Annotated in this window: 17 protein-coding genes; 16 read left to right on the plus strand and 1 reads right to left on the minus strand. The window is 34.1% G+C overall.

Going from position 1 to position 20236, the window contains the following annotated elements; all coding sequences use genetic code 11:
- Nucleotides 1-103: 103 nt before the first annotated feature.
- On the minus strand, nucleotides 104-1960 hold the full coding sequence (locus WQ54_RS10765; RefSeq protein ID WP_046516159.1) for a helix-turn-helix domain-containing protein: 1857 nt from the start codon (nucleotides 1958-1960) through the stop codon (nucleotides 104-106).
- Nucleotides 1961-2765: 805 nt separating this feature from the next.
- Between WQ54_RS10765 and WQ54_RS10770 the strand changes: the two genes are divergently transcribed.
- The 16 genes from WQ54_RS10770 (at nucleotide 2766) to WQ54_RS33525 (ending at nucleotide 19943) form a co-directional block, all read left to right on the plus strand.
- Nucleotides 2766-3212: a hypothetical protein gene (locus WQ54_RS10770; protein ID WP_046516162.1), complete on the plus strand. Its 447-nt coding sequence runs from the start codon at nucleotides 2766-2768 to the stop codon at nucleotides 3210-3212.
- A gap of 33 nt (nucleotides 3213-3245) precedes the next feature.
- A complete protein-coding gene (locus WQ54_RS10775) occupies nucleotides 3246-4799 on the plus strand; it encodes a primase C-terminal domain-containing protein (protein ID WP_084821978.1) in 1554 nt (517 codons plus the stop codon).
- Between the two features lie 1082 nt (nucleotides 4800-5881).
- Nucleotides 5882-6673 carry a hypothetical protein gene (locus WQ54_RS10780; protein WP_046516168.1) on the plus strand — a complete coding sequence of 264 codons (792 nt, stop codon included), beginning with the start codon at nucleotides 5882-5884 and terminating at the stop codon, nucleotides 6671-6673.
- Nucleotides 6630-8609 (plus strand): type IV secretion system DNA-binding domain-containing protein, encoded by a 1980-nt coding sequence (locus WQ54_RS10785; protein ID WP_046516171.1) that lies wholly within the window; start codon nucleotides 6630-6632, stop codon nucleotides 8607-8609. Before WQ54_RS10780 ends, WQ54_RS10785 begins: the two co-directional genes overlap by 44 nt.
- Nucleotides 8606-9610 carry a conjugal transfer protein gene (locus WQ54_RS10790; RefSeq protein WP_046516173.1) on the plus strand — a complete coding sequence of 335 codons (1005 nt, stop codon included), beginning with the start codon at nucleotides 8606-8608 and terminating at the stop codon, nucleotides 9608-9610. The genes WQ54_RS10785 and WQ54_RS10790 overlap by 4 nt, the downstream gene beginning before the upstream one ends.
- A gap of 5 nt (nucleotides 9611-9615) precedes the next feature.
- Complete coding sequence (locus tag WQ54_RS10795; protein WP_156177869.1) at nucleotides 9616-9846, plus strand: TcpD family membrane protein; 231 nt, start codon at nucleotides 9616-9618, stop codon at nucleotides 9844-9846.
- Nucleotides 9843-10232, plus strand: a complete 390-nt coding sequence (locus tag WQ54_RS10800) for a TcpE family conjugal transfer membrane protein (protein ID WP_046516178.1) — start codon at nucleotides 9843-9845, stop codon at nucleotides 10230-10232. The genes WQ54_RS10795 and WQ54_RS10800 overlap by 4 nt, the downstream gene beginning before the upstream one ends.
- A gap of 11 nt (nucleotides 10233-10243) precedes the next feature.
- Complete coding sequence (locus tag WQ54_RS10805; protein WP_046516180.1) at nucleotides 10244-12694, plus strand: ATP-binding protein; 2451 nt, start codon at nucleotides 10244-10246, stop codon at nucleotides 12692-12694.
- Nucleotides 12694-13143, plus strand: coding sequence for a hypothetical protein (locus WQ54_RS10810; RefSeq protein ID WP_046516183.1), 450 nt, complete (start codon nucleotides 12694-12696; stop codon nucleotides 13141-13143). Before WQ54_RS10805 ends, WQ54_RS10810 begins: the two co-directional genes overlap by 1 nt.
- A gap of 11 nt (nucleotides 13144-13154) precedes the next feature.
- Nucleotides 13155-15167 (plus strand): CD3337/EF1877 family mobilome membrane protein, encoded by a 2013-nt coding sequence (locus WQ54_RS10815; protein WP_046516186.1) that lies wholly within the window; start codon nucleotides 13155-13157, stop codon nucleotides 15165-15167.
- A gap of 93 nt (nucleotides 15168-15260) precedes the next feature.
- On the plus strand, nucleotides 15261-16298 hold the full coding sequence (locus tag WQ54_RS10820; RefSeq protein WP_052737746.1) for a bifunctional lytic transglycosylase/C40 family peptidase: 1038 nt from the start codon (nucleotides 15261-15263) through the stop codon (nucleotides 16296-16298).
- 15 nt (nucleotides 16299-16313) lie between these two features.
- Nucleotides 16314-16853, plus strand: coding sequence for a hypothetical protein (locus tag WQ54_RS10825; protein ID WP_046516188.1), 540 nt, complete (start codon nucleotides 16314-16316; stop codon nucleotides 16851-16853).
- A 235-nt stretch (nucleotides 16854-17088) separates the two neighbouring features.
- Nucleotides 17089-17259 carry a hypothetical protein gene (locus WQ54_RS33515; protein WP_156177871.1) on the plus strand — a complete coding sequence of 57 codons (171 nt, stop codon included), beginning with the start codon at nucleotides 17089-17091 and terminating at the stop codon, nucleotides 17257-17259.
- A 470-nt stretch (nucleotides 17260-17729) separates the two neighbouring features.
- Nucleotides 17730-18269, plus strand: coding sequence for a CBO0543 family protein (locus tag WQ54_RS10830; RefSeq protein WP_046516191.1), 540 nt, complete (start codon nucleotides 17730-17732; stop codon nucleotides 18267-18269).
- Between the two features lie 541 nt (nucleotides 18270-18810).
- Nucleotides 18811-18981, plus strand: a complete 171-nt coding sequence (locus WQ54_RS33520) for a hypothetical protein (protein WP_156177873.1) — start codon at nucleotides 18811-18813, stop codon at nucleotides 18979-18981.
- A gap of 821 nt (nucleotides 18982-19802) precedes the next feature.
- A complete protein-coding gene (locus tag WQ54_RS33525; protein WP_156177875.1) occupies nucleotides 19803-19943 on the plus strand; it encodes a hypothetical protein in 141 nt (46 codons plus the stop codon).
- Nucleotides 19944-20236: the final 293 nt, after the last annotated feature.

Here is a 20236-nt window from a genome sequence, read left to right on the forward strand (position 1 = left end):
ACCCACCACAATTGTGATGGGAAATAGTTGTAATATTATTTAATGAGGTATTTTCAGATCTTCTAAATTTATATAATACTTTGTCAAAGTAGGGGAGATTAGATTAAATAAGAACTTTTTTCTTTTCTTTTAACCAATTAAGCATTTTTTCATCATTTTTATTATTTTGACGTTTATTTTCTCTCCTTATATATCTAGAAAGGGTAGTATGTGCAATCCCGATTTCTTCAGCTGCTTGTCGGATACTCATGCTTAAAGAGTCAATCATTTCTTTCATACTATCTGGTGAAACAGACACTTCAACATCTTGTACAAAATTAAAAGCTTGCTGTTCGGCAAACTCCTTTTTAGGAGTTTGCTTTGTGGTGGTTTTTTCTTTAGAAGTCTCAATATCTAACTCTATAGTTGTAGCAATTTCTTTTTGAAAGAACTCTGTTTGTTTGAACAAGTTGTTATCTTCAGAAAAGGAACTATTATCATGACTTAAATGATTCATACGTTCAATAATTTCTGCTGTAACTGAATTAGTTGAATCTATGTTTAATTTTTTCTGATTTTCTTTTACAACAATTTCTGTTGGTAATATAACCACATTTAATTTTGACCAGTAATTATTGAACCAACCTTTTTTTCCAACACGGTTTTCATCTATCTCTTCATTATATCTCCAACTTCTTATAACAGAATCCTTTTGTAATTCATCTAAGACATTTTCGAACTTATCTCTTATTTGTACACCATTATATCTAGAGGAAATGTCCATTACATTTAAAAGAGTAGAAACCTTAAAAGGTTGTTGTAATGTTCGCTTTATTGTTCTGATTTTCCATTGTAAGTTTAAATATCTTGTTAGTCTCTTATGTTCTCGTTGTGTATAGTGGCTGTATTGAAATACTTTAAGATCTAACAACCCCAGTGATCGATTAGGTCCCTCTAAGTAAGGTGTAAGAATAGAGGAGGGTTTTACCTGAACAGCATATATTCCTTTAGGTTCACCCGTTTTTTTATCGTATGCAACACGTATTCTGCCAATCTCAAACATTCTTTGAAAATCTTTAAATTCATATAAATCATGATCCTGAATATCTTGTGTATTCACTACTTTTACTTGCTGATCACCAAGTGATACCCAAATGCTAGACAATGCAGCAACACGTTTCATAATATTAAAGCGATCTTCTTCTCGATAATCCAATTCACGTCCGTTAGCTGTTCTTTTCTTTAGATTTCTAAGTTGTAGGGCATCGTTACTATGAAACTCTATATACCCATCATTGCTTTTTGGTGATACCATCCATAAATATGTAATTAAATCAAAAAGATCTGCTGTCATTTCATCTAAAGAATTTATTGTTGATTCAATAAGTTCAAGCCACATTTCCTGTTGATCAGAGGTTAACTCAACTGATTGGGATTCATGAGGTCTTAGTTCTGCAAAACCTCTTACTTTACCTCGGTTGTCAATAATTTCGGTTGACAAGAGGCCGGTTTCTCTTTCTTTAAAATCTTTTTTCTTAGTAACGATATCTCTCATTAAGTGAAAATCAATATCCATACTGGAGTATATGTAATCACGTTCCAAAGCTTCATTTATTTTTTCCTCGTTTATACTTCGTTTTATCTCATCATTGGGAAACTCTTGTATAAAGTGCCCAGCTAATATGACTTTTATAGTGCTGTGATATTGTGCAACAGCTTTTTTAATCATTTCCTTTGTTATAGCTTGCTCAAAAAATAAAGTTTGAGTAAATAAAGAAAATAAAGCACGAAAACTCGAGCTGCCAATATGCTCAGGAGATTGATGTTTTAATTCTTCTTCTGTCATTTGATAGGCATCATGTTTCCATTTGTCTATAATATAAGGTCGATCCTCAAATAAATACTTAGTTTCTTCAAATAAGGCAACTTTTAAAAATTCATAGTTTAATATTAGGCGATCATGAATGTTATCATACTTCATCGTCACAACATTCCTTTCTTTTGCACCATATCCATAAACATTTAATCAAAAACTCATCATGGATATAAAAAAATGCACCACATGTCTATTATTATATCAAGGATTGATCTTTAGGAAAGAAAAAATGCACCACATACTACACAGGTTACGTTAAATAAATAAAATAATAGAGGGTTTTTTATTAAAAACTCTAAAAAATGCACCAATAAATATAGAATCTTTATTTATAAAGAATTTTCAATGACTAAATCCTTTATCTTTAGAGATTAAAATGCACCAAATACTATACAAGTTCCGCTCAAATAAAAATAAGACATAAACATTAGCAATTTCCTTGTGATTAGAACAAAATGCACCAAATACTATACAAGTTTCGCTACATAAAAGTTACATTATCTAAAATGCACCAGGCCTAATAAAAATCGAAAATAATAAGTATATTGGGAAATTAAAGCGATTAAAAATGGTAAATCTCCTATAAATCAGTCAATAAAATGCACCAAATACTATACAGGTTCCGCTGTAATTGGCAAAAAATCATTAAAATGTTCCAATAGCTGAAATAGAAGGGGTATACATAATATATTTCCAAGTACTAAAGTAACTATTGGCATTTTTATTTAGTAGTTGGAATAAATATATTATCAACAGCTTCAACTATGTAATTTCTCCAATTATTTTTATGATGAGGATTACATATACTATAAAATGCACCACTTTCAGTGTTTTTGAGCGTAACTTGTATACTTTTATTCCTTCAAAATGCACCACTTAAGATAAAATTGGATCATTTTGAGCGTAACCTGTGCTGAATGCTCATTATATTGAATTTATTAGAGTTTTAGGTCTTTTTTTTAATGAAATTTTTGTAGATTTATCATTTTTTATGACACAATCTCAAGAAGTAGAGCGTAACTTGTATATCAAAGATGCACCAGCATGTTACAAAAGTGAGCGCAACCTGTTTATCATTTTCTTTAACAAAATCAGCAAAGTACTTGATATAACAGGGCTTGTTAAGCTTTTTTCAAGGAATAAGATAAAACCAAATGGTTCATTATCTGCAAATTTGGTGCAAAATCAAAGCGAAACCTGCATAGAAAAAAATTTACTAATTATTTTTAACCCCTTGAGGCTCATGGCTTCAAGGGGTTATTTTTTTTGGTGCATTTTCCTTAGAGAGCGTCATTTTACAAAATACGATTTCGTTATACTTATTTCTACTAAAGAAACAAGTACAAAATCTTGGTAAATTGGTGCAAAAAAATGCCTAGAAGGAAGGTGCATGAGTATGAAAATTGCTAAAAGCAGCGAAAATAAAATAGGCAATGTAATGTCTGTAGTTGAAATTATGCAATTCATGACTCATGATAGCTTACTTTTGTATAAGAAGAAAGGTACTCGTGCGCCAATTAATAGATTTTCAGCTTATGAGAAGCTTGAAAATCAGAATTTGTATAAAAAAGGAGTAGTCTTTGTCTCTCAGTCAAAAAATGATCTGAGCGAAGGAAAAGGGTATGTTGTCACTTCTTACCAGACACTACAGGAGAAACATCAAAATCTCACACATTGGACCCCTAATACATTTCGTGGTGGTTCATATTATGACTTTAAAAATCGGGTTATAAAAGGGCACGAACGGGAAAACCTTAAACAGATCAACGTGATTGGATTCGATATAGATACAAAAAATGTCGATCTTTATGCCCTTTATATAGGTTGTGAAGAATTGGGGTTACCAAGACCAAATTTATTATTAGAAACACCAAGAGGCTATCAGTGTTTCTTCGTATTGGACACGCCATTCTATATCCATAAAAAGAATGATTACAAATCTTTGAGGGTTGCAGAACGACTGTCAGATAACATTCGAAATGCTTTAAGCAAATATGTACCTCTAGATACAAACTGTGTTCCATTCGGGTTTTATCGAATCCCAAGAGAAGATAATGTACTAGACTTCTATAATACACCTGCTAATACAAAACAATTATTAACTTGGTCTAAAAAGTTTGAAGAACAAGAAAAAAAGTCATTTTTACGTGTTATTTTCTCAAAGAAAGACTCAAAAAATAGTTTAACTTCTTCAGAATGGTATCGTGCATTAATAAGCTCTACGAATATAGAAAAGGGATTTCATAGTGCCAGCCGCAATAATGCGCTTATGACACTTGCTCTTGCCAATTATGTGAGTGAACGTCCATATGAAGTGGCATATGATGAATTAGATCAGTTTAATAGTAATCTAGCTAATCCTTTAAATAAAAATGAATTTGAACGGACCTTAAAAAGTGCGTATTCGGGCAAATATAAAGGAGTTAAGCGTTCATATGCAGAGGGATTAATGGAGCTTTGGACAGATGGACAGGTTAAATTTCAAGGAAATGAAGGGTGGTATAAGTTTAAAAAGCCACGTGAAAAGCGAATGCGTTCACATTATAAAGAATGGGAAGAAGATATCCTGGCATATTTAAATACACATACAACCTCTGAAATCCCATATATTGAGGGATCGATGAATTCTATAGCTAATACCATGGGAATGGCTGTATCTTCTCTTAAAGAAGTGATCAAGCGATCTAACAGGTTGGTTAAACACACAATAGGAAGAGGACGAGGTGCTATTACCCAACTTTCTAGTCGATCTATATTATTTAAAAGATTGCTATTATTGCGAAAGAAACATAATAGACAACATACCCAAGTGACATTTATTAATCAATTACATAAATTAAAAACACGGAAGCCTTATTTTCCAACTTTAGAAACACAATTATATACTTATGAGCTAGTACTATACACTTCGGGATCATCTCCACCAAGAAGTAGATCTAGTTAAAATTAATAAGCCAGTCTGCCAATACATATCTATATTCTCCTTTGCGGTTATTAGAACTATAAATTTAGATTAAGCTGTTATTTAATATTTCTACTTTTTGATGGTTTATTCTTATAGCTAGTTTTATACACATTTTATTCATGATTTAATTTTCTTTTTTTAAGGTACTAATAGAGATTATCTTTAGTCTGAGTTTTGTGAGATTTTTCAAATGAGTATAAGCAAGCTTTTTAAACTTATAATGGATTATTAATAAATTTATATTAAAATCGTAGGACTTAGATTTAGTTATGACTTTTTATATAGTAGATAAATCATGGGTGGTTTTTACATAAATCGGGGTATTTGGGTCCATTTTCCACCCGTTATATTGCCAAACACTTGTACGTATAGTAGCCTTAAAATAGGTTAATACTTATTGTACTTTTAGAGTATTTATACCGAAATATGGCCGTAATTTATTTACTCTTTTATTACGGTAATAACTGGTTTGATCCCCCACTCATTTAAGGGCGGAATGGCTCCTGTTTATTCTTGTGACCAACATAAGACCTCGCCTATACTACGTACACATAGCCGAGGTCTTATGCAACTCGTATAAAGGCGTAGCCAATTCTTATATTAAGTGGGGGATGGTTATTAGTATATGGAGTTAGGAGGATGATAGATAAGTAGGTTAAGTGATTAATTGTTAAACAACATTTAAGTTTAAAACTCTGGTTTAAAGTGAGATTAAAAGTTTAAGTTGATTTTTTAAGTTCAAGATCCAGTTTCAAGTTCTAAGATAAAAAGTTCTTAAGAAGGATAGTTAGATAAGAATATTTGGGTTACTCAGATGAAGATTGTTTAGTAATAGATTCTGCATAAAAATTCAAGATAATGAAAAATCATTCGAAGGCGTCAAGAGGATATAAGTATATAGTTAAGGATGTTAGTGAGTATAAGGATATCGTTCTTTTTGGATTGTTAATATGAAATTGCAGAAGATACGCACATTTGTTTGGCGTGATAACCTATGATTCTGGTAAACTCAAAGGAGAGTGGTTGTATCCTATATTTGCTAGAAAAGGATGATGTTTTCAATGCTTAAGTATACTTCGTTAAAAGAAAAAGATGTGGAGTATCTTACGTTTATTTTGAGGAATGGTGTTGTCACTGCAAAGCAAGTTATGTTGAAATTTCAAGAGCCAAATATCCAACGTGTTTATCGAAGACTGAAGAAATTAGAATCTAAGAAGTATGTGAAATACGAAAGGCTTGCTCATAAACTGGGTGTTTTTATGGGGACCATTGAAGCCCGTAAATTTACGAATATTAATGCAACAGTTCCAACAAAAGCTACTGTTTATACGATGCAGCATGATCTTTTATTAACGGATTTGATTCTTTACTATGAATTTCAGGCGGAGAAACAGGGTGTAGAATTTAAGTATCGTACGGAAAGGGAAATTCGTCATTCGATGATTGGTAAGGGGGATAATCAAAGTAAGTTAAAAGCTTATAATGAGAACCGAGATCGGATACCTGATGCTGTGTTCTTTTTTAAGTCTCCTGAAGGAACGGTTACAACTACCTGGGTGGAGCTTGAGTTGAATAAGAAAGAACGTAAGCGGTATGATGAAAAGTTTCAGTTATTTGATTCTTTGCTTTCAAATGAAAGGTTAGAGAATCAACCTTATTCATATGATCAGGTTATTTATTTTGCAGAAGATGTAGGAATTCACAATGTTGTTAATGAGGCAAGGCAGCGATTAATCAATGCAAATAAAATTTCAGTGAGGAAAATTCCTTCTGTTATTTTGGAAGACCGTTGGGAAGAGGTGATACCAGGTGGATCCATACCTGAGCAAACAGAGGGAACCACAACAAACTGAACTAGATCGAATGATTGGTGAGATTGTCATTTATGCTTTACTAGGAATGGTTGGGATATTATTTTTTCTTCCGGCATTGTTGGGCATGTTGATTTTTGCCATAGTACATATGTTCAAGCGAGAATCTGTTTATTATGTCGCGCTTGGAGCCGGTTTACTTGTTTTGATATTAGAATTTCAGCAGGGGAATTTCTTTACTTATTTTGGGTTAATATCAGAAATGAATATCCCCTATTTATCGTCAGGTGTCGAACAAATAATAAATGAAGGTAATTTGATTGCGGTTACAGTAGAATCCTATGTGGTTTTAATTGGAATAGCATTGATTTTTACGTTCATTTTTTTTATTTTAACGAAATTTTTTTGGAAAAAGAAAGTCACTACAAAATCTGGTGAAGTTCAAAAACAGAAGGCGGAACATAAGTATAAATCTTTTCGAAAAAATAGGGTCTCGTTTTTGAATAAGAAGCAATTGTTGTATAGAGGGAAGCTTACAAATGAAGTGTTTATTGGGTATTCGGATTTTAAAGAGCGCGTCACACTTCAGCCAAAAGAGTTAAACTATCATATGCTTGCCACTGGTGGAACAGGTACTGGAAAGACGACGTTAATTGCTTCGTTAGTTGAAGCTGCTTTACAACAAGAAAAGCCCATTATATTCATGGACGGAAAAGGCGAAAGAAAGTCTATGCTTGAGTTTAAGGCCTTGTGTGAAGCATATGGTCGAAAGGTTTATTTGTTTTCTGAAATGGACGATTTAACCTATAACCCAATAAAGAATGGGACACCGACTGAAACAAGAGATAAGTTGATGTCACTTTTTAGTTTTTCTACTGAAGGGGACGGGGCTTACTACACGGATATAGCATCTCGTTATTTACAACTAGTGATCAAATTGATTGATGAAGCTGACGTCTCGAGAGATATTCGAACGATCGCAAAATTAACTAACTATAAGTATCTGAATGCGTTCTTTAGAGAGCATAGCATCGAGGTAGAAATTGAAGTAAATGTTGAAGTGGAAGTAGAGGAGGATGCTTTGGTTGGGAATGCAGCTGTGTCCCAGGATGATGATTTAAGTGACTTTATTGTTTCAGCAGAACCAAAGCCAGAAAAGATCAAAAAAACAGTGATCGAAAAAAGAAAAAGGACTGTCACCAAGCTTCAAGAAGGAATGCAGGTTATTAAGAAGATATTAGATGAAGAATTTCCAGAACAAATGGTGGAAGGTTGCTTAACTCGTTTAAGGATGCAGCTTGGTGAGCTGTTAGAGTCCGATTTGGGTCATTTGTTTGTTGAAAGCGAGACGGGCATTGATCTTCAGAAAATTACCGATAACAATGACGTCGTTATTTTTAGTATTTCTGGAAGTCGATATGCTGATTATATTAAAAAGATTGGCAAAATGATTATTTTAGACGTCAATAGTTTGGTCGCTTATCGCCAGGCAAAAGGGAGGAAATCAATCTTTGGAGTATATGATGAATTTTCTGCTTATGGGGATCGTCGAATTGTTGACATTGTTAATAAATCTCGTTCAGCAGGCTTTGAATGTATCATCTCTACTCAAACGTTATCTGATATTGATACAGTTGATCCCATTATGACAGAGCAAATTATCTCTAACTGTAACATTATCGCTACTGGTCGAGTGAATTCATCGAAGGATGCAGAGAGGATTGCCAAGGTTTTTGGTACGTATTCAGATCAGGAAATTACGCAGCAAGTTGAAAAGAAAACTCTTCAAACACGTTATGAATCAAAAATGGGGACTGTTCGAGAAGTTGAGCGATTCAATGCAAATCCTAGTGAAATTAAAAATCTTCAAATTGGTGAAATCTTCATTAATCGAAAGATGGTGGAGGAAAAAGATAGTGACACCTATTTCCGTCGTGTATATGTTCGAAATGCGTTAGACCTAGGAGGGATTAAATGAGTTTCTTCGGTGCTTTGAATGAGGGTCTGAAAAAGAACGTAGTTCAAGGCAGAAAAAAGGTTATGAAGGATGACAGGCGTTTGAAGACCTCGCGTTTTAATGGACGAATGGCATTTTCATTCATATTTTGGTTGTTGGTTTTTGGGGTTATTTTTTTAACATTCCAATCATGGGCACGAACTGGATTTTTGAATGAAAAGGTGAACGTGTATCAAGATGAAGCAACAGCACAAATTGCAAGTTTGAATGAAACTGGTTTTGCTAACTCGCCTGCAGGTGAATCGTATGCAAGCAGGTTTATTGAAACCTATATCAACATACCGATTGACGAAAAACAGCGTGAATTACGTGCTAAGACACTTCAAAGCTATCTTGCTGAAGGGTTACAGGTAGGACAGATGGAGAATCTTTCTGAGTTTCAAGGAAAACGAGTTTTAAAGAGTGCTAGTTTATATGATGTGAAGGATGTTCATGAAGATTCAGCAAGTTATGTATTTCGTATCGAATATGAGATTTCTAATGTGGTAGAGAAGAAAGAACAAGTATTGGGGCAGAAAGAGCAAATGATTGTGGTGCGTCTAGGTACTGACGGAAATTCTTTTAACGTCATTGAACAACCATATTACCAGGCACTTCCGAGCGAAACACGATTGTCAGCTGTGCAAGATCAAACCGATCAATCTAAAAAGAATGTGCAAGCTCAAGATGAATTGAAACAGTTTGCCACACAGTTTTTTACTTCCTATACCACAAATACTACCCAGGAAATGTCTTATTTAATGGAACATCCAGAATCGATTAAAGATCTTTATGAGTATAAGGGATTAGAAGATTTTGTGGTTTATAACGGAGAAAAAGAAGGACAATACATTGTGAAGACGCTTGTGCTTTTACAAGAGGCTAATACAGGCTTACAAACGAAACATCCATTTACCCTTGTTGTGAGCAAAGAGAACAATAAATTTTATGTTCAAGAATTTAAACACACTTTAGGAGGATGATTGAAATGCCAGATATTACAGGTCTTACAGATTATGTTTCTGCTCAAGTTGCAGCTGTTTTGTTTATTATCATGATTGTCATGATTGTTAGAGCGTTTATCTCTCAACGCTGGGGACAATTCTTTTCTAGCTTTATCTTTGCAGTTGTCTGTTATGTCATTGTTTCTAATCCGGGAGAATTTGAGAATCTTGCAACAGCTCTTTGGAATCAAGTTAAAAGTGGTGGGCTTCATTGAGGTCAGCAGCCTATAACTATCGAAAGTTCTTTAAGTATCCATTAAAAATTTGGAAAATTGGAAAAGGTGAAAAATCTCTCGCTTTTTCTAAAGGAATTGAAATTAGACAAATCATTGTTTCCTTTTTAATTTTTGGGTTATTGTTTCTTTTTAGAGAAGGGATTAATCAAATTCTACCCACAACTTTGCAACTAGCTTTTTTCGCAGTATTACCTTGGATGATTGCTGGAGCGATTTGCAGAAGCAAGTTGGATGGTAAACGTCTTGATCGTTTCTTTATAGGATATTTTCGCTTTCTCTATAACAAGCGATTTACCTATAGCAACCATAAACCTGTTTACCAGCCACAAATAAAGAAAGCACAGTCATACGAGCGATTTAGTTAGGCGGTGGATACATGATACAGTTTCCTATTCAATCTTTTAAAGAAAATGTGATATATACACATGATCATGAAGCTTGGTCTTATTACCGGTTACAGGAAAACACAGTGGGCGTCAATGAACAAGAAGCTGAAAATAATCTTGTGAATAGTTTACAGAGACTTGCTTGGCAGTTATCTACTTTTGAGGAAATTGATTATAAGATTGTCCCTATTCCTGTTGATATTGATAAGCGTATGGATAGCCTCCAAGAACAGTATGAAGGGAAATATGCTGAGATAGGAAGATATTATACTGAACGTGCAAAAGAAATTTTGCGTGAAGAGGCTGAAAATGTAGTAGAATATAAGTTTTTTATTGGCGTCAAATTGAGGCGAAGAGAATTGAATGAGAATATCATTAATACGTTTTCTTCTTCTTTTAAGAGTATGAATCGTTATCTACAAAAACTGGCTGGTTTTAATAGTCACGACGTTGATGAATTAACAGAAAGTATGTTTGTAGAATCAGAAGAAGATGCTTTTACCACTTTGAATCATTTTGTAAGGGCATATAGAGTAAAAGAGAAAGAATTGCGTTATATCATTCGCCATCAATTTGTTAGAGGGCAGATTCAACCTGATGGTGAAGGAAGTGTATATAGCTTAACTGAGGGTATCCTTGATCCAGGAAAAGCAGGTTACTTGAATATTAAACAATTAGATGATGAATCTTGGTGTACTTTTTTACCAGTTTCAGAATTTCCTATTGATCTTAGCTATAAAGAGTGGATGTATTTCTTCCAATCTTATCATTTCCCTATCGAAGTCAATATGCGCACAATCTATAAGGACAAAAAGGACGATGAAAACCAAACCAATACCATTAAAAAACGTTTTCGTGACCAAGATGCTCAACTCGTTGAAGCAAACGAAGATGATGACAGCTTAATTAATACGGGACGTGAGTTGTTACATGAATTAGAAAATCAAATAAAAAATCAAGGTAAACCACTCCTCAGAACTCACATCAATTTTGTTGTTTACGGTAAAACAAGAGAGGAAGTCCGTAAGAGGGCTAGAAGACTAAAAATCGATTTCAGAGACCAGCAAATCGAACTTGTACAACCGTTAGCAGATCAACTCCTTTTATTTCATCAATCGTTACCAGCAGCCAAAATCGTCGCAGACGATTGGGAGCAGATCCTTACACCAGAATCATTTGCTGAATCCCTTTTCTCTCTTACACGAAAGATAGGAAATACTGTCGGGTTTTATCTAGGAAAAAACATTTCTCATCTGGGTGAAAGCCTAGAAAGCTCTCAATCTCTTGTTTTTTATCATCCATTCTTAGCTCATCTAGGATTAAAAGGTTCTAAGTACTCTTCACCACATGTTACCATCTCAGGACCTACTGGAATGGGGAAATCGTTTCTATTAAAGGATATTTTACTGAATTCAGTGTTTTTTGGAGCCAAGGTTCTGATGACGGATCCCAAAAATGAATGCGAAAAGAAATTTAAACAAGCGATTACCCCAGAAATGGAATATACAGCACCGTTTTTTAAAGAATTGATTGAGAGTTTTAACTATATCACCTTATCAAGTGAGAAAAAAGATGCAGGTAAGCTTGATCCTCTTTCATTTCTTGAAGGGGAAGAAGCACAGGAAGCTGCAGTTGGTGTTCTTGAATATTTATCAGAGCTTCAATCTAATGAGAGAAACGTCAAAACAGCTATTTATAAAGGCGTCCGCCATGTAATCAAACATGAAAAGACGCCAGGTTTATTAAAGGTTGTTCGTTATCTCCAAGAATCTGAAGATCAAGACGTCCGAAATGTTGGGGATCTTCTATATGAAATTGGTACTAATGGCGTCGCGAAATTAATGTTTTCAGAAGGTGACGTCGAGGGCATAAGCCTTAATGAACAAGTGAATATTCTTCAAATCCAAAATTTGAATCTCCCAGATGAAGGAGAAAAGGCGTCTACGCGCGATGAACACATTGCGGTTGCTTTGATGCAGCCGTTAGCTAAATTTGCAACCAAGTTTGCCCGTGATGACTCCGTAGTGAAATTAACGATTTTTGAGGAAGCCTGGATGCTGATGAATACTGGGGCCGGGGATCGCCTAATTAATGAGCTTTTACGTACTGGACGTTCTTTACGATCTGCGGTTTATATCATCACACAGTCTACTTACGAATATAACAAACCACAGATTAAAGAAAATATAGGAACGAAGTTTGCTTTTAAGGCTAAGACAACAGAAGAAGCAGGTAATATTATTGAGTTTCTCGGCATGGAAGATAACAAAGCCAATCGGGATATGCTGAAAAACCTGACAGAAGGTCAGTGCATCGTAGAAGACATGTATGGTCGAACGGCCAAAATTCAAACAGACGTCTTATTTGATGAGTGGATAAGTGCCTTCAACACAAAAGAAAATGATCGAGGAAGAGCAGAAAACGAGGAGGCGTTTATTTAATGAAAAAGTTATTAATCTCTTTAGTAGTTTTGATTGTAATTTTAACTGGGTGTAATCAAAGTGCTTCCCGAGGGCAAGGAGATTCTCCAGAGGATATTGCGAAACTAGCTTATGAGTGGGAAAAAGCAAACTTTGATCGTGATTATGAAAAAGAGCAGGAGTTCCTATATGAGGCAGGTTCTTATGAAATTCACAAAACTACAAAGAAAATTGATTCAGGTTTACAGTATAAAGACATTCGTTTTGAAATTTACCATGACAAAGAATTAGAACAGTACTACGTTTTAGCTGATTTTGAAAATCCAAATGGTGAAAATTTAGTTGAGGATAATATCCTTTTTCGAAAAAAAGGTGAAGAATGGAAAGTCGATACAAGTAAGAGTTCGGATATTAAACGTGAAGAAGTTTCAGGTAAATTTGAAAGAGCAGCATGTATTAACTGTGAATAAGGAGGGATTCGATGAAATTCCTAAAACAGTGTGCGCTCCTTTTTATCATGATGCTAATTGTTCTTTTGCCAACAAAATCATTAGCAGAAGATGCAGCCACTACTGTTGAGAGAAAAGAAGAAACTGTTGGACGTGTTACCTTAGAAAGTAAGGAATATCCCCTCGATCATTACAGGATGGAAGCAGATATTGGAGATGGAATCAAAGATGCTGCAGATAATGCCTTACATACTATAAACCAAGGAATCTGGGGATTTAATAAAACTATTGCTAGTTTTACTCTTTATTCGATTAATCAGTTAATGTCATTTGATTTAATAAGTAGCATTGTAAATGAAGCTGGGATTATGAGTGAACGTATTTATGAGATTATGTCTGGAACCTTTTTGTCTTTGTTTATCATTCTGGTAGGTGGAAGTGCAGCATGGCGTTACTTTGTGAACCAACAGGTTGGTTATGCGGTTAAAGCAATCACGGGTGCTTTGGCTATTTTGGTTCTCACTTTTTGGTTTTATTCTGATGCAACAGGAAATATAAAATGGCTGAATGATAGAGGAGCGGAACTTGAAGGGATTGCTAGCTCAGCAAATGTACTAATTAGTTCTGATGAATTTGACAGCAACGCAGAGTATAATCCTAAAGAAGGAATTGCAGTATTGGAAAATCAACTTTTTAATCTTATGATTAAACGCCCGTATCTACTCTTGAATTATGGATCAACAAAAGAATCGGAGATAGTAAGTGAGGATCCAAATCGAGTAGAAAAACTTATAGTAATAAAACCTTATTCTAAAGAAGGAAAAGAGCAAAGAAAAATAATTGTTAGTGATGAGGTTTCTAACTTTGATAATAAGCAAATGTCTCCAGAATTTAGTGGAGAAAGGTTTGGTTACCTTATTATTACCATCATTTCTACCATTGCACTTTCGATACCTGTTTTATTATTGGGAATTTTTAAGTTTTTGCTACAAGTATGGTTCTTAGCATTAGTGATCTTTACAGCTATACCACTTGTACTTTCGTTAATTCCTTCTTACAGCGAGAGTGCATTGAATCACGGGAAAAAACTAGTAGGCGTGCTGCTTATGAAAGCAGGATTGGTTCTTTTAATCGGGGTAATTACTGGAATAGTTACCTTACTTTATGAATCAGTTAAGGTCACCAATGGAGTTGAAGGATATACGTTTGTAGTCTTTTTGATCTGTATTACCATTTGGGGGTTGTTCAAATATCGAATGGAAATATTTGAAGTAGCTTCAGCTGGCATGGTTCAAGGTCAGCAGGTGGTTGAGAGGGTTACCTCAAACTCATTTGACAAAATGAGTGATGCTGGTGAAAAAGGCTTCAAAGGGGCTAAAAGAATGGTGGGTAAAGCCTATAGGGACTATCAACAGAAAAAACGTCAAGATGAGTTTCTGTCAAATAGTGAAGGAGAAAACCGAAAATCCTATAAGAATGGTGCAGCAGTTTCGGGTAAACGTTCTGAACATAGGAAAGCTGTTGGAGAAAATCCATACCAAGGATCCAATCAAGAACAACAAACAACTCGAAAAGGAGCCCATAATACGGCTACAGCAAATCCAACAGGAGAAACTACGAGCTCAGCTTCTAGAAATGCTGGTGCTGCTATTGTTAGTCTTGATGATTATAAAAGTGGAAAAGGTGAAAGTACGGGGAAAAGTAGCTCTACTAGTCAATTAACGCAATCTTCTATTCTTACTGATTCACAAGCACGTAAACCTAGTTCAACAAAAAATTCAGAGGATAGAAGAAATAAAGGAGTTAAGAATTCCAGTCAACAAACAAATGATGCATCTAAATTTCAATCTTCCCCTCATCGTAAGCCAATGAAAAGAATGGAAAGTCGAAACGAGGTAGCAGCTTCAAGAGAACAAGGTAAACATTTAACGCAGTGGGAAGTACAACAAAAACTTAATGAGAAAAAGACTAATCAAACTACTGAAACTGCCAAAAGGTCTGAAAGTAGAAAACCAAAGTTGAAAGAATCCAAAAAAAGAAAATGATGTAGGGAGAAGAATTCTGGTGCAATACTAATTTAGTTTAAGAAAACGTTTCTCAACGTTACTGTGCCGGATTACCTTCAGAAAGGAGAATAAATGCAAGGCGTTTTGAAGAAAAGTGCAAAAGCAGCGTGTACAGTTGCAGTTCTTAAAAACCCCCTAACTTGGATTATTGCAGGTATCCTTTTTATTCTTACATCTATTTTTGGAATAGCTTTGTTTATTTCCATTAGCTTGGGCGGCCAAGATCAATTTGAAGCGGAAATGTCCACAAAAGGAACAGGGGGAACTGCACAATTAACGAGTGAAGTATTACGATATGAACCCCTTGTACAAAAATATGCAATTGAATATGGTGTAGGAGATTATGTTCGCCTCATTTTGGCTATTATTCAACAAGAATCTGCGGGAAGACACTTAGACGTTATGCAATCATCGGAGTCAATTGGACTACCACCTGGCGCAATAACTGATCCTGAATATTCTATTCAAGTAGGTGTGAAATACTTCTCGGAAGTGATGAAACAAGCAAAAGGGGATATTTACTTAGCATTACAAGCGTATAATTTCGGAAATGGTTTTGTTGAATATGCATTAGAACGTGGTGGTTATTCCAAGGAGGTAGCGATCCAGTTTAGTCATATGATGGCTGATAAAATGGGGTGGTCCCGATATGGAGACGTCGATTATACTAAAAATGTTCTTCGCTATTATAACGATGGAAACAACAGTGTAGTTGATACAGGTTATAGCACCCAAATTTTTAATGTGAAAGAAGTACATAACATTATGAAAAAGTTTCTCGGGCTTCCCTATGTATGGGGAGGAAGGACTCCAGCATTAGGAGGATTTGATTGTTCTGGTTTGTTAGAATATGCGTTTGCGCAAGTTGGAATTGATATGTATGGTACAGCTCAATCCCAATACAACAAAACAGTTCCTATTCCGGAAGATCAAATAAAGCCAGGTGATTTAGTGTTCTTTTCCACATATAAGTCTGGGCCGTCGCACGTGGGGATGTATGTAGGAGAAGGAAAGTTTATTAATGCTAATAGCAGTAATGGTACGTCCTATTCATCTGTTGAAGAATGGAAAGACTTTTATCCATTTTTAGGTTTCAGAAGGATTCAGTAATGGAGGTGAGCAGTCTTGGAACCAAATCAAAAGAAGAACTACATTTTGTTAATGGTTGGATTCGTCGGAGTTGTTCTGATCCTCATGTATGTGTTTAGCTTACGGACACAGTTACAAGAGGTTAGGGCTAATCAAAGAAACTATGAAGAAAAAATTGAATCTTTATCTTCAATCCAGAATACGGACGCATTAAAAGTTAACCGAGAGTTCCTTGAAAGATTTTTCACCTATCAAACGACTTCTGAACGCTATGAAAATATCAAGCCTTTTATGACTGATCAAGGATATAAGGCGACTCATCCTTCAGGAACAGAGCTTCCAAATTCTGAGCAATCAGTTAAATCATCAATTGTAGGGTTAAAACCTTTCGAATTTCTTTCGTCAAAGACAGAAGCAGAATTCTTTAATGAGTTTAAACTTACTACGGAGTTTAACGGAGTGGCTAATACAGAGACTGTTATTGTCAAAACATCACTCATTTATATTAAAGATATAGACTGGAAAGTTGATGATGTTGAGTTTGTAGGGAATTTAACTGGAAGAACAGAAAGTTAACCTTTTGGAGCATTGTTATAAAAACAATTAGATTACTCAATTGAGTACGAGAGTGGGTTCTTAGGAATATCAGCATTGTTTATATAATCTATTGATTAAAAAGAGTGTATTAATAACCAAATGTCTTAAACAATTGAGATAGTGTTAAGAACGTTTTATACAATTCGGAACTATATGCCTTTTAATTAATGAATTGAAAGAAAATACATAAAACAATCTTTGTGAGGGGTTAAGTGTGGATGCATCGTTTGAAGAATTCAAAAAAGAAGTAGTAGAAAAAGCTGAGGAAAAAGGTTATCTGAAAGCAATTAAAGTACTCATTAACAAAGGCTTTTCTGAAGAACAGCTTATCAAGATATATAACCTTTCTCCTAATGATTTTAAAAAAGTAAAAGAGAGTAAATAAAAATTAAAGGTTATCCCAAAAGAAAAAACTATAGCCTCTTTCAAGTTACATGGTAAGAGTAATTTCAACAGTACCATTTGGTAGATCCTTTTATATATTTAAATGGTCTGATTCTACATAAACAATATGATTTACATTCTTTTTAATTGATCGAAATAAATGCTACTGAAAAATGTATGAACACTGTACCAACAATGAAAGGTATACGTGGGTTGAATAATTCTGCAAGTCTATCTACCGAAAATAATCCATTAGCTCCTCTCAATGAAGCAAGGAAACTGTATGCGGAGATTCCTAGGTCGTTTTTGTATTTCAATTTCCCCCTATAAACCGTTGATATTACTCAATTTATAGAGGGAGATTTGTATAGAGTATTCATCCGAAACTGGATATTGTTCAACGATTACAGATAAAAACGAGCGTATTAATACTATTGCTTCAGGAGATACTTTCCGCATAGGAGGTATTATATGGATAAAGAAATAGAAAGAATGACCAGTACATTACATCAAATGGAAATGGACTATTGGATTAACCATGATTTATTCAGTTTCCAGTGGTGGGCTATCCTCATAATGAATGCTATCTTCCTCATATTATTTTTTTTATTAATAGATCGGCAAAGGATTTTACTAATCACACTTGCATTTATGATCAGTTATGTAATCAATACTATTTTTGATGATATAGGAGAATATTTTCAATTATGGAGTCATCCCCATCAGTTGGTTCAGTTTGTTGCATCAGTAGCTACAGTAGAATTTATTATTGTTCCTAGTATTATGGCTTTAATGTATCAAATGTTTAGTAGATGGAAATTTTTTTTGATTGTCGATTTTATTGTTTCTCTTTTCATTTCTTTTATTGTTCAGCCGATCTTTGTTTATCTTGACATCTATAAATTACATAATTGGACTTACTTTTACTCATTGCTTGTTTTGTTTGTGATAGGAGTTCTTGTAAAGATCATCATGGATTTCATTAAAACGAAGCAACTTAACCATCTTTAAACAGATGTTTTTCATTTTTGCTAAAACTAACAAATTTTTTCATATTATACCTTACAAAAAGTAAAAAAGCCTTGGGTTCTTTAAATCCAAGGCTTTTTTGATTGCCGATAAGAGATTTTATGTTGACTAAAAATATACAGAATATTCATTTATCACTCCAAAAATTTTCATATTATTCCTGTTTATAAACCTATAGGACAGGGTATTTATTTAATTTATGGTCAGGAGGAAAGCTTGTGGAGATTATAAGGCGGACTAGAAAAAGATACCTTGAAACAATTAAAAGCAACATTCAGACTATAGTCACTGTTGTAGTTGCTTATGATGATAAGGGCATGTATCGAATATTTCATAATCTATACAGTAATTCTTTGATTGATAGCAATGTAATACAATAGCAAAAGTCTCATTTACTACAGTAACAGAATTAGAGAAGTATGTTGCTATGGACGATCGTATTAGGGTATTGGGATCCCTATTAGCCTTTCATGTTAAAGAAATGAATGAACACACATTAAATTAGCTTTGGGAGATGTTAAGATTGGGTGCTGTGTTTGAAGAATTTAAAAAAGAAGTGGTAGAAAAAGCAGAGGAAAAAGGTTATCTGAAAGCAATTAAAGTACTCATTGACGAAGGCTTTCCTGAAGAACAGCTTATCAAGATATATAATCTTTCTCCTAATGATTTAAAGAAAATCAAGGAGAGTAAATAATAAATTAGAGGCAATCCCAAAAGGAAAAACTATTGTGATTGCCTCTTTATGTACTCTAAAATGGAGGGACTTACAAGTGTTACAATTGCGAGTCCTGATCTGTGAAGAGCAGTTCAAAAGAAGATTGTTTATTGCATAAAACCCCACTTTTTTATGTAGACACCAGACTTCTTTAGAAACCAAAAACTTTGATAAATCAACGATGTATAAAATCCTAAAAAATAAAAAATAGCCAAACCCTTGATAATACTATGTCTGGCTCTTTGGCTAACATTTTAAAATTGACATTATGTTAATTGGATTTGTATAGAACTATTCATTATGGATAATTTTTCAAGGTTACTCTATACCCCTTATTGTATTATAGAAAACTAGAAAAAAACATGATTTTTATGCTGAAAAACGAAGGTTATTAAAGCATATCAAGCTACACTATAAGGTATCGTTTTTGTCTTCAGTTCTGAATTATGGACTAATTGAACATTATAGTAATTCTTATCATTTATTTTTCTTATCTCACAATATCCCGAATCGTATCTATGTAAAACTATATACTCATTCTCTCGATATATAACCACTTCATTCGACATTTTTCCAACCCCTTAATGTAAAACTTTATACTTATTTTATCATGAGTGTAATTGTAAAAATGTAAAAAGTGTGTAAATGAATCGTGTAAACGATGTATATCATCTGTATTCTGGAGGAAGAAAGGAAATTAAACTCATTTTTGTAGTATCTTGATCATCGTTTGCTATTTGTTTCTTAAAGACAGAAATAGCATCCCAATATGGTTTTTCACATCAAGGATGGGGGTACATATGTGTTTTCCAATTGAAGTAAAGTCATCTGCGAATCTTTCAAAGATGGGAGTTTATATTTTAAAAAAAGAAGCGAGAGAACTCGGCTTGAATCAACTGCCACTTAAAAAACCAAAGAAAAAAGTAGAAACTCTAGCCTAACGGCGGAGTTCCTGCTTTTTTTATTCTTCTATTGTTCTGATTTGATAATCATCATGGATAGATTTAGACGCTCGCTAATAGTTAAGCCGAATTTCTCGGTGTTGTAAACGAGAATTTCGGCTTTTTACAGTATAACGTCTAACCGAACGAGCAGAAACACCTTCCTGGAAAGTTATTCTAATTAGAAATAGTAAACTCTTGTCTGAATGAACGTTTACCATGATTCCAATAATTGATTGTTGCTCAATTGTAATCGTTTACATTATTATAAAAAAAAGGAGGATATCACAAAT

Origin of the sequence: Bacillus sp. SA1-12, assembly GCF_000981385.1 — a bacterium.
Lineage (GTDB): Bacteria > Bacillota > Bacilli > Bacillales > Bacillaceae > Metabacillus.